General features: G+C 65.1%; 18 protein-coding genes. 8 read left to right on the plus strand and 10 right to left on the minus strand.

What is annotated here, in order from left to right:
- Nucleotides 1–228 precede the first annotated feature (228 nt).
- A complete protein-coding gene (locus NLM15_RS03755; protein WP_254115339.1) occupies nt 229–489 on the plus strand; it encodes a PepSY domain-containing protein in 261 nt (86 codons plus the stop codon).
- Between the two features lie 53 nt (nt 490–542).
- On the opposite strand, the gene modC is transcribed toward NLM15_RS03755, so the two are convergent.
- The 4 genes from modC to NLM15_RS03775 form a co-directional block, all read right to left on the minus strand.
- Nucleotides 543–1,205, minus strand: coding sequence for a molybdenum ABC transporter ATP-binding protein (gene modC, locus NLM15_RS03760; RefSeq protein ID WP_254115340.1), 663 nt, complete (start codon nt 1,203–1,205; stop codon nt 543–545).
- 2 nt (nt 1,206–1,207) lie between these two features.
- On the minus strand, nt 1,208–1,903 hold the full coding sequence (gene modB, locus NLM15_RS03765) for a molybdate ABC transporter permease subunit (protein ID WP_254115341.1): 696 nt from the start codon (nt 1,901–1,903) through the stop codon (nt 1,208–1,210).
- Nucleotides 1,904–1,944: 41 nt separating this feature from the next.
- Entirely contained in the window at nt 1,945–2,730 is a 786-nt protein-coding gene (modA, locus tag NLM15_RS03770; protein ID WP_254115342.1) for a molybdate ABC transporter substrate-binding protein, read from the minus strand.
- Nucleotides 2,731–2,926: 196 nt separating this feature from the next.
- On the minus strand, nt 2,927–3,430 hold the full coding sequence (locus tag NLM15_RS03775; protein ID WP_254115343.1) for a hypothetical protein: 504 nt from the start codon (nt 3,428–3,430) through the stop codon (nt 2,927–2,929).
- Between NLM15_RS03775 and NLM15_RS03780 the strand changes: the two genes are divergently transcribed.
- Nucleotides 3,429–3,647, plus strand: a complete 219-nt coding sequence (locus NLM15_RS03780; RefSeq protein ID WP_254115344.1) for a hypothetical protein — start codon at nt 3,429–3,431, stop codon at nt 3,645–3,647. The genes NLM15_RS03775 and NLM15_RS03780 overlap by 2 nt on opposite strands.
- Before the next feature lie 117 nt (nt 3,648–3,764).
- Here the strand turns inward: NLM15_RS03780 and mepA are convergent, their stop codons facing one another.
- Nucleotides 3,765–4,709 (minus strand): penicillin-insensitive murein endopeptidase, encoded by a 945-nt coding sequence (gene mepA / locus NLM15_RS03785; RefSeq protein ID WP_254115345.1) that lies wholly within the window; start codon nt 4,707–4,709, stop codon nt 3,765–3,767.
- A gap of 469 nt (nt 4,710–5,178) precedes the next feature.
- Between mepA and NLM15_RS03790 the strand changes: the two genes are divergently transcribed.
- The gene (locus NLM15_RS03790) at nt 5,179–7,338 is read left to right on the plus strand and encodes an EAL domain-containing protein (RefSeq protein WP_254115346.1); all 2,160 of its coding nucleotides are present in this window, start codon (nt 5,179–5,181) and stop codon (nt 7,336–7,338) included.
- An 81-nt stretch (nt 7,339–7,419) separates the two neighbouring features.
- Nucleotides 7,420–8,145 carry an RDD family protein gene (locus NLM15_RS03795; RefSeq protein ID WP_254115347.1) on the plus strand — a complete coding sequence of 242 codons (726 nt, stop codon included), beginning with the start codon at nt 7,420–7,422 and terminating at the stop codon, nt 8,143–8,145.
- 6 nt (nt 8,146–8,151) lie between these two features.
- On the opposite strand, the gene NLM15_RS03800 is transcribed toward NLM15_RS03795, so the two are convergent.
- From NLM15_RS03800 to NLM15_RS43465, 5 genes are all read right to left on the minus strand, one after another.
- On the minus strand, nt 8,152–9,318 hold the full coding sequence (locus tag NLM15_RS03800; RefSeq protein WP_254115348.1) for an acyl-CoA dehydrogenase family protein: 1,167 nt from the start codon (nt 9,316–9,318) through the stop codon (nt 8,152–8,154).
- Nucleotides 9,319–9,400: 82 nt separating this feature from the next.
- Nucleotides 9,401–9,874, minus strand: coding sequence for a GNAT family N-acetyltransferase (locus NLM15_RS03805; RefSeq protein WP_254115349.1), 474 nt, complete (start codon nt 9,872–9,874; stop codon nt 9,401–9,403).
- Nucleotides 9,875–9,911: 37 nt separating this feature from the next.
- Complete coding sequence (locus NLM15_RS03810; protein WP_254115350.1) at nt 9,912–11,132, minus strand: MFS transporter; 1,221 nt, start codon at nt 11,130–11,132, stop codon at nt 9,912–9,914.
- A 156-nt stretch (nt 11,133–11,288) separates the two neighbouring features.
- On the minus strand, nt 11,289–12,404 hold the full coding sequence (locus NLM15_RS03815; RefSeq protein ID WP_254115351.1) for a winged helix-turn-helix domain-containing protein: 1,116 nt from the start codon (nt 12,402–12,404) through the stop codon (nt 11,289–11,291).
- 105 nt (nt 12,405–12,509) lie between these two features.
- The gene (locus NLM15_RS43465) at nt 12,510–12,644 is read right to left on the minus strand and encodes a hypothetical protein (protein WP_256565380.1); all 135 of its coding nucleotides are present in this window, start codon (nt 12,642–12,644) and stop codon (nt 12,510–12,512) included.
- A gap of 154 nt (nt 12,645–12,798) precedes the next feature.
- Between NLM15_RS43465 and NLM15_RS03820 the strand changes: the two genes are divergently transcribed.
- From NLM15_RS03820 to NLM15_RS03835, 4 genes are all read left to right on the plus strand, one after another.
- The gene (locus NLM15_RS03820; RefSeq protein ID WP_309144914.1) at nt 12,799–13,716 is read left to right on the plus strand and encodes a hypothetical protein; all 918 of its coding nucleotides are present in this window, start codon (nt 12,799–12,801) and stop codon (nt 13,714–13,716) included.
- 45 nt (nt 13,717–13,761) lie between these two features.
- The gene (locus NLM15_RS03825) at nt 13,762–14,736 is read left to right on the plus strand and encodes a tripartite tricarboxylate transporter substrate binding protein (protein WP_254115352.1); all 975 of its coding nucleotides are present in this window, start codon (nt 13,762–13,764) and stop codon (nt 14,734–14,736) included.
- 24 nt (nt 14,737–14,760) lie between these two features.
- Complete coding sequence (locus tag NLM15_RS03830; RefSeq protein WP_254115353.1) at nt 14,761–15,777, plus strand: methyltransferase; 1,017 nt, start codon at nt 14,761–14,763, stop codon at nt 15,775–15,777.
- A 439-nt stretch (nt 15,778–16,216) separates the two neighbouring features.
- Nucleotides 16,217–16,621: an SRPBCC family protein gene (locus NLM15_RS03835; RefSeq protein WP_254115354.1), complete on the plus strand. Its 405-nt coding sequence runs from the start codon at nt 16,217–16,219 to the stop codon at nt 16,619–16,621.
- The last annotated feature ends 208 nt before the right edge of the window (nt 16,622–16,829 follow it).

Here is a 16,829-nt window from a genome sequence, read left to right on the forward strand (position 1 = left end):
CCGTGGATTGCTTCGCTGCGCTCGCAATGACGGAGTTTGTTGAAGCGTCCAGCCTCAACAGCGACATCGCAATCTGCGGGAACGGAACATCGGGCGCCAGATAACCGCCACCAAATCGCCGCAACCGCCGAAGATTTGCGCGGCTTCGTGACCCCTGGATCCGGAACGCTCCGCGGCGCTGCAAGTTCTTAGCCGCGTAACGGTCAACGGATCTGACAGGAGCACTCCATGCGAAACCTCATCTTGCCCGCCATCGTCGCAATCGGTCTTGGAACGGCGACGCCGGCGCTGGCCTACGACAGCGGTGATCAGCTTTCGATGCAGGCCGCGCTCGATGTCGCCGCCGATATCGGCGTCACGACTATTTCGCACACCGAGTTCGCCGGCGACGAATGGCAGATCGAAGGCCGCGACCGCGCCGGCCGCTGGATGGAAGTCGATGTGGATGCCCGCACCGGCGAGGTGCGCAATGTCGATCGCGGCTGGTAGTTAGCGCTGCAAGTTTGCGCGAGGCGGGTCGAGGAAACGCGATCCGCCTCGACCTACGTCAACACCTTCACGCCGCCGAACGACGTCACCCGCCCCTGCTTCAGCATCACGATCTGCGTCGCGAGCTGGTGCAGTTCGGCGACGTCATGGCTGACATAGACCATCGGCACGTTGGCTTCGTCGCGCAGCCGCACCAGGTAGGGCAGGATCTCGAGCTTGCGGCCCTCGTCGAGCGCGCCGAGCGGCTCGTCGAGCAGCAGCAGGCGCGGCTTCGACAGCAGCGCGCGGCCGAGCGCGACGCGCTGGCGTTCGCCGCCCGAGAGTTTTCCGGGCCGGCGGCCCTGCAGTGCGCCGATGTCGAGCAGGTCTATGATGCGCTTGTGCTGGGCCGGATCGGGCGCAAGGCTGTTCATCCGCCTTCCATAGTCGAGATTCTGCGCGACGTTGAGATGGGGAAACAGTCGCGCGTCCTGGAACACATAGCCGATGCGGCGGCGATAAGTGGGCACATGAATGCCGGCCGCGGTATCGTCGACGGTCTCACCGTCGACGACGATGGTCCCGCGGTCGGGCCGCAGCAGCCCCGCGATCATATTGACCAGCGAGCTCTTGCCCGCGCCTGAGGCACCGAACAGGCCGATGACACGGCCCTCGCCCGTGAACGATGCAGACAGCGAGAACTCGCCGAGCTTCTTTTCGACGTCGACGCGCAGCATGGTCAGTTCCCGTGCAGTCGTGCGGTCGCGCGGCGCGCGAACCATTCTGCCGCAATCAACGCGCCGAGCGCCAGCACGATCGAGACGATCACGAGTCGTCCCGCGGCCGCGTCGCCATCGGGCGTCTGGATCAGCGAATAGATGGCCGAGGAGATGGTCTGCGTTTCGCCGGGAATGTTGGAGACGAAGGTGATGGTCGCGCCGAATTCGCCGATCGCCTTGGCAAAGCCCAGCACCATGCCGGCGAGCACGCCGGGCAGCGCCAGCGGCAGCGTCACCGTGAAGAATATTTTCCAGGGCGCCGCGCCAAGCGTCTCCGCGGCCTGCTCGAGCCGGCGGTCGATCGCCTCGATCGAGAGCCGTATCGGCCGCACCAGCAGCGGAAACGACATCAGGCCGCAGGCGAGCGCGGCACCGGTCCAGCGGAACGCGAAAACGATGCCAAGATAGTCGGCGAGGAAGCCACCGACGAGGCCGCGGCGGCCGAAGGTGAGAAGCAGGAGATAGCCCGTGACGACAGGCGGCAGCACCAGCGGCAGATGCACCAGCGCGTCGAGCACCGACTTGCCCCAAAAATCCTTGCGGGCGAGCAGCCATGCCAGCGCAATGCCGAACGGCGTTGCGACCAGCGTGGCAACGACGGCGACCCTGAGCGAGAGCAGGATCGCCGTCCATTCGGCGGGAGAGATGTCGAACATCAAGTTGGAGATATCAGGTCGTAATCATGCAGGTCGCTAAATCACGTCGTGGGGCTGACCAGGAACTTGAAGCCGTATTTTTCCAGAATGGTCTTGGCGGCCGTCGAGCGCAGGAAGGCGAGATAGTCGTTGGTCTCGGGCTTTGCGGTGGTGGTCGCGGCGACCGGATAAATGATCGCGGGATGCGAATCCGCGGGGAAGGTGCCGACGATCTTCACGCCCGGCTCCACCTTGGCGTCGGTCGAATAGACGATGCCGAGATTGGCCTCGCCGCGGGCGACCAGCGTCAGCGCAGCGCGCACGCTCTCGGCCATCGCGAATTTCGGCTCGGCCGCCTGCCATGCGCCGAGCTTCTCCAGCGCGGCCTTGGCGTATTTGCCGACGGGGACGGACTTGACGTCGCCGGTCGCGATCTTGCCGTCGCCGGCGAGCTTGGCGAGGTCGAAGCCCTGCGCGATGGCGACGTTGTCGACCTTCGAGTCTTTCGGCGCGATCAGCACGATGCTGTTGCCGAGCAGGTTGACTCTGGAAGGCTCGTTGATGGTCTTCTTGGCAATCGCGTAGTCCATCCAGTCGGTGTCGGCGGAGACGAACACGTCGGCCGGCGCACCTTGCTCGATCTGTTTGGCGAGCACCGAGCTTGCGGCATAGGAGACGCTGAACTTGACGCCGGTCTTGGCGGTGTAGGCGGCGTCGACCTCATCGAGCGCGTTCTTCATCGACGCGGCGGCGAACACGGTGATGGTCTTGTCCTCGGCGCTGGCAGGCGAAAGGCTCGCGCCTGCGAGGATGACGAAGGCGGTGAAAAGTCCGGCAATACGATACATGGATGCGCTCCGTGCGAGCTCGCGCGCGCGAAAGGCACACGCAAATCTGGCGTTGGGTTAAGTCAGGTCGCGACGGGCGGAAGCGCTGTTCCACGGGGTCCCTGCGACGGCTTACGGCCGGCAGGGATATCGCAGCTGCGAAGATAGCAGGCTGGCGCCTCAGGTCAAAGGCGACTGTATGTCTAACCGGGCAGCTTTATTGCGCCGGCAGGATCGCGATCGACAGCGAATTGTCCTTGGCGCCACTGACCTGGAGCACGACGGGCTGGCCTGACAGCTCGTATTTCATGGTCTTGCGGATACCGTCGCAATCGGTCGCGCCGCTGAAGGCCACGGGCTTGAGGAAATGCCCGTCCTGGACCACGTCCAGCCAGGCGCCGGCAGAGAGGCTGATCGTGTAGAGCCCGGCCTTCGGCGCCTTGATGCCAGTGAAGCCGGCAAAGGTGCCGTCCTTCGGCGCCCGCTCCGGCGGCGTCGGCAGTTTTGCATCGGCAGGCGCGACCAGCCCCAGCGTGATGGCCGTCGACGGCAGCGCGGCCTGCTCGGCTCCCGACGCGAGCTTGGCGCGGTCCGGCGCCTTCAGCGCGGCGCGCTCGCGCTCGATCGGCCATTTGAACTTGTCGCAGCCGCTCGGCTCCTCGGCAGCCAGAGCGGAGGTCGCACCGAGCATGAGCACAGCGAGGAAGGTGAAGACGCGCATGTCAGATCTCATCATTGGCCTCGCAAAGGGCGCGGGCGTGTCGTTTGGTCTGTCGAAGCATGGGATGCGCATCCCAAAATACCGCGGGCTGACGGCCGAGCGGCGGGACGATCCTAACGCATTTGGGGGGCGCGAACCAACCAACGAGTTTGTCATCCCGGACAAGCGAAGCGCAGATCCGGGACCCCCGCGCGAGCGCTTGCGCTCGTCGCGATAACCACAGGGAGGAGTTTGACGAAGACTCGGAGTTACCCTTTTGCGCCAAACTACTCCCTGGGGTTCTGGGTCCCCGCGCCCCGTGCGCAATTGCGCACTAGGCGGGGACGACCGCGCGCTATGGCTTCGCATCGCTTGCGTGCAGCACGACCTTGCAGGCCGCCGGCATCTGCGCCAGCGTCATCGGCGGCTTTGGCTTCGGCGGCTCCGGCGGCGGCTTCGGGTGCAGCACCGCGTCGGAGAACCAATAGGCGAGATCGGCGGGTTTGCAGCCTTCGTCCTCGGCCTGCGACGGCTGGCCCTCGCATTCGGCGGCGCCTGCCGGGCAGCGCATGCGGATATGGAAGTGATAGTCGTGGCCCCACCATGGCCGGATCTTCGACAGCCATGAGCGGTCGCCCCTGGCCTCGCGGCACAGTGCCTTCTTGATCGCGGCATTGACGAAGATGCGCTGCACGCCCGGCTCCTGCGCCGCGTCGCGCAGCACCAGCACATGGCCTGGTGTGAACACCTTCGGATCGATGTCGAGCCGGTCCTGGCGCACCATCATCACCGCCGACATGTCCTCGCGCTCCTCGCGCGACAAGCGGCGGTCCGGCATCGGCGTCAGCCAGATGTCGGCATCGAGACCGATCTGATGGCTGGCATGACCCGACAGCGCCGGCCCGCCGCGCGGCTGGCCGATGTCGCCGACCAGAATGCCCGGCCAGCCGGCGTCCCTGTGCACCCTGGCCGCGAGCCGCTTGATCAGCGCGATCATGTCGGGATGACCGTAGTTGCGATTGCGCGACAGCCGCATCACCTGCCAATTGTCGCCGTTGAGGGGCATCTGCATGGCGCCGCCGATGCAGCCCTTGGTGTAGGAGCCGATGACATGCGCCGCTCCCTTCGAGGGCAGCAGCTTGCGTGCGAACAGCTCCTTGGCGCCGAGAGCGGGATCGTTGGGATTGGCGAGCGGCGGCAGCGGCTTCGGGTTGACGCTGCCCTTGTCCTGGGCCAGCGCGTCGCCGGCGGTCAGGAGCGTCATGACGAGCAGGAGAGGGGCGAGGCGGCGGGGACTCATGCTGTCATTCTTATAGCCCAACGCCGCGCCGGGGTTAAGAAACAGTCCTTCGCCTGAGAACATCGTCCAAAAGTCGCAGTTCCCCGCGCTGGGCCGGCCGATTTTTAACGCCGCGATAACCCTCTCGTGCATTGACCAAAATTCGTGCGTGGGATGGGTACTCGCTGCCCTCTGCATGCAATCGCGCGCGATCCCGGAAACGATTCAAGGCCGCGCGCAATTCTGCGCCATCGTGATCTCCGATGACGACGACGTGATGGGTCTGGTACGCGCGCCGGCGCCGCCGCGCCTCGCAAACGGGCAATAGAGGCTGCTTTCCTGCGGCCGCCAGACCGTGGGCCCGGCCGTCGAACCAGCCAAGATTACTTTTTTTTCAGACACTTGCCCCAAAACTTGCGGCCGTTGCGCGCGACTGGGACGAGTGAAGTTGAGTTTGGGCTCTCGAAAAACAACGAAGCGAAAGGGACGCGTGCTCGCCCGGGCCGGCCGGCAGCTGCGCAAGCCGCGCTTCGCGCGCGCGTCTCACCCCGTTTCCGAACGCGACGAGCTGCTGCGCAGCCGCGCCGAGGCGGAGGCCGCGATTGCCGAGGCCCGCAAATCCCATGAGCGCCTGCGCCAGGCCATCGACATCCTGCCGCAGGGCATCGTGTTTCTCGATGCCGAAGGCCGCTACGTGCTCTGGAACAGGAAATACGCCGAGATCTACAGCAAGACCGCCGATCTGTTCGAGCAAGGCGCGCGGCTCGAGGACACGTTGCGCATCGGCGTCGCGCGTGGCGACTATCCCGAGGCTGCCGGTCACGAGGACGAGTGGATCGCCGAGCGGCTGCAAAAGCTCTATCAGCCCGGCGCACGCCACGAGCAGACACTGTCGGACGGCCGCGTCGTCCTGATCGACGAGCGGCTCACCGACGATGGCGGCGTGGTCGGCCTGCGCGTCGACATCACCGAGTTGAAGCAGCGCGAGGCCTCGTTCCGCCTGCTGTTCGACGGCAATCCCGTCCCCATGATCGTCTGTGCGCTCGACGACGAGCGCATCCTCGGCGTCAACGATGCGGCGATCGCCCATTACGGCTACAGCCGTGCCGAGTTCGAGAAGCTGAAGATCCGCTCATTGCAGGCCTTCGACAGCGAGCCGCCGTGGACCACCGACCGCTCCAGCGAGGAGCAGGCCGCGCGCACCTGGAAGCACGTCAAGGCGGACGGCGCGCTGATCGACCTTGCGATCTATTCGCGCGAACTGACCTATGCCGAGCGGCCCGCGGTGCTGCTCGCGCTGATGGACATCACCGAGCGCAAGCGCGCCGAGGCGCGGCTCGCCTTCATGGCCCAGCATGACGGGCTGACCGGCCTGCCCAACCGCAATCTGCTGCGCCAGCAGGTCGACGAAATGCTCCAGCATACGCGTCGCAGCACCGACAAGGTCGCGCTGCTGATGCTGGGGCTGGACAATTTCAAGGCGGTCAACGACACGCTGGGACACGCGGTCGGCGACAAGCTGCTGCGCGGCGTCGCCAAGCGGCTGCGCTCCACCTTGCGCGAGGACGACGCGCTGGCGCGGCTCAATTCCGACGAGTTCGCGATCGTGCAGAGCGGGCTGGCGCGTCCCGAGGATGCGGTGATGCTGGCCAAGCGCCTCCTGGAAGCCATCGCCGATCCCTATCTGCTCGACGGCCATTCCGTGGTCATCGGTGCCTCCATCGGCATCGCGATGGCGCCCGGCGACGGCGATGATTCCGAAAAGCTGCTCAAGAACGCCGACATGGCGCTGTCGCGCGCCAAGGCCGATGCCCGCGGCACCTTCGCGTTCTTCGAGGCCGCGCTCGATGCGAAGGCACAGAGCCGCCGCAAGATCGAGGTCGAGCTGCGCGACGCGATCCAGAACGACGTGCTGCGGCCGTACTATCAGCCGCTGATCGACCTCCAGAGCGGCCGCATCACCGGCTTCGAGGCGCTGGTGCGCTGGCCGCATGCCGAGCGCGGCATGGTCTCGCCGGCCGAGTTCATTCCGGTCGCCGAAGAAACAGGATTGATCAATCCGCTCGGCGGCTTGATGCTGCGCCGCGCCTGCCTCGACGCCGCGACCTGGCCCGACGACGTCCGCGTCGCCGTCAACCTGTCGCCGCTCCAGTTCCGCAGCGGCAATCTGCTCTCGGTGGTCACGGACGCGCTGAAACATTCCGGCCTGCCGGCGCGGCGGCTCGAGCTCGAGATCACCGAGACGCTGCTGCTGGAGAAGAGCGCGCAGGTGCTGGCGACACTGCATGCGCTGCGCGCGCTCGGCGTCCGCATCTCGATGGACGATTTCGGCACCGGCTATTCCAGCCTGAGCTATCTGCGCAGCTTCCCCTTCGACAAGATCAAGATCGATCAGTCCTTCGTGCGCGACCTCGGCGCCAACCGCGAGGCGCAGGCGATCATCCGCTCGATCGTCAGCCTCGGCAAAGGCCTTGGCGTCACCATCACCGCCGAGGGCGTCGAGACCGAGGCCGAGCTGAGCTGCCTGCGCGCCGAAGGCTGCGACGAGGGTCAGGGCTTTCTGTTCAGCAAGGCCCGCCCGAATGCCGAGATCATCAGCCTGCTGGCCGCGCAGCGCGGCATCGACGGCGACACCGCACTGGTGGCGTGATCCCGCCGTCTGGTACCTTCGAACCGCGAGCCGCCTGCCGGCGTCTCATCGATGGATCGATTGAACGCATAGGCTGTTGCCATGACCCTTGATACGCCTCCGCTGTCGCTGCCGGGACCGCGCTATGCCCGCTTCTCGCGGCGACTGAAGGCGATCCTGCTCGACTGGATGCTGGCGATGGCCCTGATGTTCGGCGCCTTGACGGTGGCGAGCAACGTGCAGAGCGACACGCTGGCCCGAATGCTGGGTGTGGCGGTCATCGTGATTTTGCTGCTCTACGAACCCGTGCTCGTCTGGCGCACTGGCGGCACGCTCGGGCACAGCTGGACCAATCTCTGCGTCGTCGACGATCGCGGCGGCAATGTGAGCTTTGCAAAGGCGCTTGCCCGCTTTGCGCTCAAGAGCATGCTGGGCTGGTACTCCTTCCTGACCATGGCGGCCACCCGCCGCAACCAGGCGGTTCACGATCTCCTGACCCATTCCACCGTGCAGATACGCGATCCGGCCAAGGCCAATCCGGGTCAATTCATCACCGAGCGAAGCAAGGACGACCCGGCGATGCCGTCGCGGGTGCGGCGCGCGCTCGCGACCGTGGTTTATCTCGCGCTCGGCGTCCTGTTCTATTTCGGCGTGCTCGCCGGCCTGCTCCGGGCCGGCGCCCTGTCCCGCGCCTGTCTCGATCGTGACGTTTGCTCGGGAGGCGACCGCATCGTCGACTCCGCCATGGGCGTTGCCTTCCTCCTGATGATCGCCCTCATCATCGGCATGGGCTGGCGCGGCCGCCTGCCCGGCGCACGCAGGGCGTAGGCGAATTCAGCGGCCGGCGTCGACGCCGGTCGACAGGATCCCCTTGCCGACATCCTCGTAATGCGTGTCGCGGGCCTGGATCTGCTGCGCGATGGCGTGCATGTCGCGAAACCGCCGCTCGAACGGTTGGCTGCGAAATACGGCGGTCGCGCCGGCCATGTGATAGGCGGTGTCAACCACCTTGGCCGATTGGTGGATGGTCCAGGTCGCCGCCAGCCTGACAGCGCTGCGATGCGCGGCGCTGAACTCGCCTGTTACGCAGAGGTCGCGCCACATCGCATGCGCCGTGGCATAGAGATAGGCGCGCGCGGCGCGCAGATCCCCCTCGGTGCGGCCGATCAGGCCCTGGACCGCCTGGTTGTCGCGCATGGCGCTCGCTGCCAGCGATTGGTGCTTTGCCCGCGACAAGGCGATCGCGGCATCCAGCGTGGCGCGCGCGACACCCAGTGAGACCGCGGCAAAGCCGAGGCTGAAGGTCGAGCCGGTCCCGATGTTGTAGAGCGGACCCGTCTCGCGCAGTGCGGACGGCACGTCACGAAACGCGGTGAAGCGCTCGGGGATGAAGAGGTCGGCGACCTCATAGGAATCCGTGCCGGTGCCGGCAAGCCCGATCGCCTGCCAGACGTCGTGCAGCACGGCGCTCCCGACGGGAAACAGGATGGTACGCACCTCGACCGACCCATCGGTATTTTTCCGCGGTATGCCGTCGGCATTGACGATGCGGACATGCGCCCCCAGCCAGCTCGCCTGCCGCGAGCCCGACGCAAAATCCCAGCGCGCCGTGACGCGATAGCCACCCTCGACCGCGCGCGCCTCATGCGCAATCGCGCCCCAGGCGAGGATGCCGGGCGCGGTGTTGAAGATCTCCTGCGCGGTGTCGCGGTCGAGCGATGCGGCGATCATCGCGCACACCGAGCACTGGCCGAGGCACCAGGCCGTGGAGGCATCCGCCTTCGCGATCTCCTCCTGCATCTGCATGAAGGTTTCGATCGGAGCTTCGATGCCGCCGAGGCTTTGTGGGAGGAGGGCGCGATAGAGCCCGTTGTCGATGAGCGCGGAGACGACGGCCGGCGTCAGCCGCCGGGTCCGCTCGATCTCATCGGCCTCGCCCGCAATGAGCGGTGCGAGGGTGCGGGCACGTTCGACCAGATCGATCTCGGGAATTGCGTCCATGCGCGTTCCTTGCCCATTCTGCCGTCTCTTGTCGCCCGGATGGAGCGGAGCGAAATCCGGGGCCTTCAAAAACCGCTACGCACTACGGCGCGGACCGGCCAGGGTCATCGAGCCATCGCTCCATGATGATCGTGCGTTCGTCACCATGATAGCTGTCGCGCACGGTGTTGAACCCGAGCCGTGCGTAAAAAGCTTCAGCGGTGACCGACGAAGGAACGGTCAAGGAGGAAATATTTCGCTCGCGCGCCGTGCGCTCGATCTCGGCCATCAGCAGCTTGCCGATCCCCCGGGCCTGAACGTCGGGCGCCACGAAGACCGTCCGGACCACGCTTCCGTCAAGGCTCGCCGTTCCAACGACGCGGCGGCCGATGGTGGCAACGAAAACGCTCCGCTTGCCGATCAGTTGCAGCACGGCGGCTGGGCTGAAGCTGCGCTCGACCCTTTGGATGATCGCATCAGTATAGTCCTTCGCGTTCGTTTCGCGCAGCGCACGCAAGATGACCGCGCTTATCTCGTCGGCGTCCTCCTTGCGCGCAGATCGGATCGTGCAGTCCATGATCGCTCCACGCGCTCAGCCGTCGCGCCTTATCTCGTCAGGCCGCGGCGCGGCCAAGGTCGAGCTGTTGTTTGCGTTTGGTCGGGAAGCTCAGCGCCACTGCGACCGCGGCGAGCCCGATCGCGAAGGAGCCGGCGTGCAGCCATGTGTAGCGCTGGAAATTGTCGAACACGAGCCCGCCGGCCCAGGGCCCGAGCGCCATGCCGAGGCTGGCAAAGGCCGACACCGCGCCGAACACGGTGCCCATGATGCGCGCGCCGAAGAATTCGCGGACCAGCACCGCATAGAGCGGCATCACCCCGCCATAGGCGAGGCCGAACACGACCGACAGCGCATAGAATTCGCCGAGCTGCGCCACCGCCAGATAGGTCGCGATGCACATCGCCTGCACGAACAGGCCGCCGACCAGCACGGGCTTTGCGCCGATGCGATCGGCGAGCGTGCCGAGCAGCAGGCGTCCGCCGAGGCCCGAGACGCCGGCGACGCTGTAGACCGTCACTGCCGTGAGCGGGGCGATGCCGCACACCATCGCATAGGACACCATGTGGAAGATCGGGCCGGAATGCGCCGCGCAGCAGGCGAAATGCGCCGCCGCGAGCGCGACGAATTGCGGCGTGCGCAGCGCCTGTGCCGCGCTCAGCTCGATCTCCGGCGCCGTGTCGGTGCTTGCCGGGCCAGCCACTTGCGGCGCCGGACGCACCAGGAAGCAGGCCGGGATCAGCAGCGCCCACGCAGCACAGCCGATCACCAGCATCGCGGTGCGCCAGTCATAGGCCGTGATCAGCCAGCTTGCGGTCGGCGCGATCGTCACCGGCGCCACGCCCATGCCGGCGGAGACCAGCGCCACCGCAAGGCTGCGGTTCTTCTCGATCCACGCGCTCGCGAGCGCCATCATCGGCGCGTAGAAGCTGCCGGCGGCAATGCCGATCAGCACGCCGAAGAACAACTGGAATTGCCACAGGCTTTGCGCCTGGCTCGCAGTCACGAGGCCGAGCCCCAGCAAAAGACTGCCGGCAAGAACCACGATGCGGGTGCCAAAGCGGTCCGACAGCGTGCCCCAGAAGAACGCGGCCACGCCCATGCAGAGGAAATCCAGCGTCGCCGCCGCCGACACCCCGGCCCGCGACCAGCCCATGGCTTCCGAGATCGGCTGCAGGAACACCGCCAGCGACAGCATCGTGCCGAAGCCGACACAGGTCATCAGCGCACCTGCGGCGACAACGACCCAGCCATAGTCGAATCCCGACGGCTTGCTCATGCGTTTCCTCGCGCTTTTGCTCTTGTTGATGGTGCGCGCGGGGATGGTGGCCTATCTGTCGGCGGAGGGCAAGGTTACTCGCAATAGACGGGTACAGAGCTTGCGACGTTGCAGCTGCACAAATCAGCATGTGCCATGGGCCGCAGCAACGTCGATTCAGGATGTGTCTTGTGCCGCAGCTTCGTTGCTTCGGCGTGCCCGTTCCATTTGCCCCGTCCATCCGTAAGCCGAGATCAGGCTCATGTAAGCCTGAGAATCCGCGCCTGATATGTTCAGGGAGCGGCTGCACTGTTGCAGGGCTTCCTCATATTGACGGAGGTGCAAATGCGCGACGCAGAGAAGCCGCGCCGTGATGGCATCGTGCAAGACGGCCAGATTTGCGAGGTCGCCGTCGAATCGGTCCGACCAGATGTCGCGCGCGGTCTGAAGGTCGGTCAGAGATACGTTGACCCGCACCTGCTCTCCGTTGCGTCTCACCGCGCCTCGCACGGCCCAGCGGATGCCGAGATCTGTCCCGAGTTGCTGCAAATCGATCGACTTGTTCTTGTAGGTAAAGGCGGTGTCGCGTCCAATGACGCGCGTGGCGGACGTTCGCGCGAGGTCGGTCGTCAAATCTGTCGAGATCGAGTCGGCAAGGGAGTCCTGCGCCGGATCGTCGTTGAGGCTGGCGAAGGGCAACACGACGAGAGACAGCCGAGGCGCGATCTCGGGCCTGGCCGTCGGTTGTCCCTGGATATTTTGAGCTTCCCGTTTGGCGTCGGCACGGACCGTCTTCCAGGCATTCCAATATCCGGCAACGCCACCGGCAATTGCGCCGATGGCGGCGACCGACGCCAGCACGCTGCCGACGAGCCTTAATCGACCCCTGAGGTCTTCCAGCCAGCCAGCGGATCGCCGTTTGCCAACCGCGGTTGAAGAGGCAATTGGGATCGCAACCGCTGCCGCGGGTCCTGGTTGCCGATCATCATCGTGCACAGCGCCCACGAAACGAAAGCCCTTGCGTGGAAAGGTCTTGATAAGACGTTGGTGCTGACCGGAGTCACCGATCGCGCGTCGGACGGCGTTCAACCGGGTCGTCAGCGCCGCATCGGATACGATCCGGCCATTCCAGATTGCGTTGACGAGATCGTCCTTGCTGACGACGCGATCCCTGCTGCGGATCAGATGTTCGAGCAGGTCGAGAACCTGGGGTGTCGTGGGGACGACATCCGGTCCGCGTCGCAGCTCGCGCCGCTCGGTGTCCAACGCACAGTCCTCGAAGAAATAGCGCATGGCACCATTCTCCAGGTCTGCCCTCTATCGTCCGAGGGCGCAGTTATCCTTCGATAATAGGCCTTCGGTAGCGAAAAAGTAAGCCGCGAACATCGGTCCACCCCGTCAGGAGGTAGCAGCGCCGTGCCTTTTCGGAAGGCCCGCCTCACAGAGACCCTTCTCGAAGATCGCGTAGTCATCGGCCCGATGCAGCTCGCGCCGGTCCGTGTCGAGCACGTGCTCGTCAAAGAGATAGCGCAAGTTGCCACTCCTGTAGCCAGCACTTCCGTTGGATGAAGCCGTCTCTGCACCTGCCGGGGCGTAAAGTAAGGCGCCGGTGAGGAAAATGTAAGCCGCACGTCAAGCGTGCCCGGCGAAGTCCTGACATCCTGCCATCGGTAAAGGGATATCGCCGATGACGACCATCCACGGCGTTGCGTTGATGCGACGGACTGCCACACCGGCGCAGCAAGCTACCAGCCTCTTCCTGCGGGTCTGGAGCGCATGGCAGGAACGCCGCAGACGGCGGAGGTTACAAACCACGTCCTGTGCCCTCAGCGATCGGGAGCTGATGGATATCGGCGCGACACGCGCCGGGATCGACCACATTGCCTTGCAGCAAGGCAGCGCAAGGCCCCATCGTTCGACACACTGGCACATTGGCAATGCGCTCGCGATCTTGTTGCTCTTCAACCTGCTTGGCTTGATTTCCGCGGATCGCGCCGAGGCGCAATGCAGTGCGCAGGACGTTCTGCGGAGGAGCTTGGCGGCCAAGGTAGCGCCGCCGGCTCCCGGATCGGAGAGTCCGGTCAGCTCCGCTGCAGATGTCTCGGTGTGGAAGACGATCAGGATAGGAACATTCAAGGATACTTTCGCTCTTCGCAACGCGATGAGCGCGATGGGGTGCGGCGTCGGAAACGCAGCCGCCGAGATACTGGCTCGACCCGCCTTTACCCTGAGCCGCAGCAAGGCGGAGATTGAGCTTGTTGCCGTGTCGGTTGCCGAGCTCGGCTTTCAAGGCGGGGCTTCGCTGCGGGCGATCTATCTGCGTGCACAGGAGCTCGGTTTTGCTCTTGCGCCCCCTGAGATCGCGCCGCAGCTGAGACTTCAGTATCTGGACCAGCCGATCGGTGAGTTTCTCACCATTGGCATGGAGCCCATCAGGACATGGGCCGGTGAAGCGATGCTTCTCACGGTGGCTAATGGCGGAGCGGGCCTCATCCTGATCGGCCAGGATGGCCGCGACGACGCGCAGATATCTGCGATATCCCGTTTCGTGTTCGTGCGACCCGATACATCCATAGCTCCAGAGGCCGCAGCGATGGTCAGGTAGCATGCTGCGATCTCATTGGTCTGGGCTCGGTCAGGGAGACGGGTGATGATCACGCGTCGTGATGTGTTGTCGGCGGCCGGCGTGGCGATGTCCGCCTCGTGCCTCGTGTCGCGCGCGCTCGCACAGCCACTCTCAAAAACCGTGCACATACTGACGGGCTTCACGCCGGGGTTCCAGGACGCTCTGGCGCGGCTCGTGGCTGGACAGATGAGCGGCTATGCGGAAACCATCGTGGTCGAGAGCCGGCCGGGTGCAGGCGGTCGCATCGCAGTGGAGGCGGCGAAGAATGCCGACGCCGACGGATCGGCCATCCTGTTCTCGCCCCTTGGCTTCATGATGTTCTTTCCGCACGTCTACAAGACACTGAGATACCAGCCGCGGGATTTCACACCGGTGTCGACCGTCGCCTCGACCCCGACATTGCTAACGGTCGGCCCGATGGTGCCGGCCGACGTCAAGACGCTGGCAGATTTCGTGGCCTGGTGCCGCGCCAATCCGAAGCTCGCGACCTTTGGCTCGCCGGGGGCCGGAACAACACTGCATTTTCTCGGGACGACGCTGGGCCGCAGTGCCGGCTTCGATTTTCTTCACGTGCCCTATCAGGGCGGCGGTGCTATTCAGGACCTGGTCAAGGGCGTCATTGCGGCGACGATCATGCCGATCGGCAGCTCGCTCGGACTTGTTCAATCTGGAGATCTTCGCGCGCTGGCGACCACCGGGCCGCGTCGCTGTCCGTTCGTTCCGGCGGTGCCGACGGTGCGGGAAGCCGGATATCCGTCGCTCGAGGACCTCACATGGTTTGCGTTCTTCGTTCCGGCGAGGACGCCGGCGCCAATCGTCGAGAAGCTCAATGCCGCGATCCAGGCGGCATTGCGCACCGACGAGGTCCGGGCCGGCATGGCAAAGCTGGCCGTTGAGCCGGACGCGATCGCCATGGAAGACTTCGCCCGGCTGATCGCATCCGAATCCGACCGGTGGAAGGCAATCGTGCAGGCAACCGGGTTCGTCCCAACCGACTGAGTTCGGCATCGACAGGAGGCAACCATGAGCGGGCCGGCATCCGTGCACGATCTCGTGCAGTCGCATCGCATCACCGCGGTGATTTATGCGGCGGCGAAGCTCAATCTCGCCGAGGCGATCGGCGATGGGGTGAAATCGGTGCCCGAGCTCGCCCGGCTGGTGTCCGCCGACGAAAATGCGCTGCGCAGGCTGCTGGTCGGCCTGACGACAATTGGCCTGTGCAGGCAGGCCGACCGCGACCGGTTTGCCATGACCGATCTCGGCCGGCAGCTCGACGAGACCGCCGACCCATCCTTCAAGGACTGGGTGCTCTTCGAGGGCGAGATGCTCGCGCAGTCCTGGAACGGGCTCGTCGAGTCGGTTCGCTCCGGAAAGAGCGCGGGCGAGTTGCGCGGCGATGGCGATGATCGCTATGCCGCGACGAGCAATGCGCCGGAATTCACCCGCCGGTTCAACGCCGCGATGGTCAGCCTGACGCGGAGCATCGTTCCAAAGATCGTCGCGGCCCACGACTTCGCGACCGCGCGCGTTGTCGTGGATCTCGGTGGCGGCACCGGCGAATTGATCGGCGGCGTGGTCAAGCAAAACCCGCATCTTGAGGGCATCGCCTTCGACCTGGCGCGCTGCGAGGCGGGAGCGCATGCGCATTTTGATCGACTTGGCATCGCAGATCGCTGCCGGTTCGTCGCCGGCAGTTTCTTCGAGAAGGTCCCGGGCGGCGCCGACACGATCCTGATGAAGAGCATCCTCCACAATTGGAAAGACGATCGTTGCGAGGTCATTCTGCGCAACTGCCGGGACGCGCTACCGGCCAGCGGAAGGCTGACCGTGATCGAGCGGATCATGCCGGAGCGTGCGACGACCGAGCCCCAGGACCGCTCCTGCGCCATGAGCGACCTCAATATGCTGAGGGGACCAGGCGGCTGCGAGCGGACGGAAGCCGAGTACCGCAGGCTTGGCGTCCTGGCCGGCTTCGCCTTCGTCGGGACCACCGGCGTTGGCTCGTTCAGCCTGGTCCAATTCCGAAAGGTTGGACACTGACTGCCGTCCGTTCCCTCCCCCGTAAGGGGGGAGGATGATCCGGTTGAGCCATTTTGCGGGGGCGCCGGGATGCAAACCATTGGTCGCGGGCATGAGCTGGAGGAGCACGGCGCTCCACGACAAGCTGATCAACGAGCGGGCCCTATGGCGCGTCAATCGGCCCGGGCCGTCATTGCATTGGCACTGACCGGTTTGGTGTCAGTGGATTTGGTCCTGGTTCAATTGCCACGAGCTGCATCGAGCAAATGTGCCCCTCATCCCCAATGTGTTCGCGGTCGCTGGAGGGTGGCCAACAGACGTTTTGACTTTTTTGTGTTTTCAATGCTTTGACGGCTCGACCTTGTCGGCATGGACCAGTCTCGATCGTCCTTGGATGGACCCCGCACACGTAAGTGATGCCGTCACCTCGAGCCGTGAAATCGAACTAGGAGCATTGTTCATGAGGATTAACGTTGAAACCACCGTCGCAGCCCCCATCGATCAGGTCTGGCGCGCTTATACGACGCCTGCTGACATCATGGAGTGGAACGCCGCGTCCGACGACTGGCATACGACAAAGGCTACGGTCGACCTGCGCGAAGGCGGTGTCTTCTCGTCTCGCATGGAGGCCAAGGACGGCAGCATGGGCTTTGACTTCGCAGGTACCTACACGAAGATCATTGAACATAAGCGGATCGAGTACGCGTTTGGCGATCGAAAGGCCGAAGTCGACTTCGAGCCCGGTCCGGAGGGCATTGTTGTCCGCGTTGTCTTCGATAGCGAACCGACACACTCGGTTGAGCAGCAGCAGGGCGGCTGGCAGGCAATCCTCGACAAGTTCGCACAATATGTGAAGGCGAAGTAGGGGAAGTCGTGAGGCCGTGCGGGGACAGGAGATGGACGTTCCCGTGGGGCGTCGTCGGCTTTCCGCGCGGAGCCCCTGACGGAAACTGAATGGTCGCGAATAGCCGGCTTCGGGGCTGCCGCGTCGGTTGCCCCCTCAGCCGGTGACCTCCGGTTTGCGCCGGGCTCCGGACAGGCCGCTGCGCTGCGCTCACCGACGCGATGGCCAA

The sequence above is a fragment of the Bradyrhizobium sp. CCGB20 genome (assembly GCF_024199855.1).
Classification (GTDB): domain Bacteria; phylum Pseudomonadota; class Alphaproteobacteria; order Rhizobiales; family Xanthobacteraceae; genus Bradyrhizobium.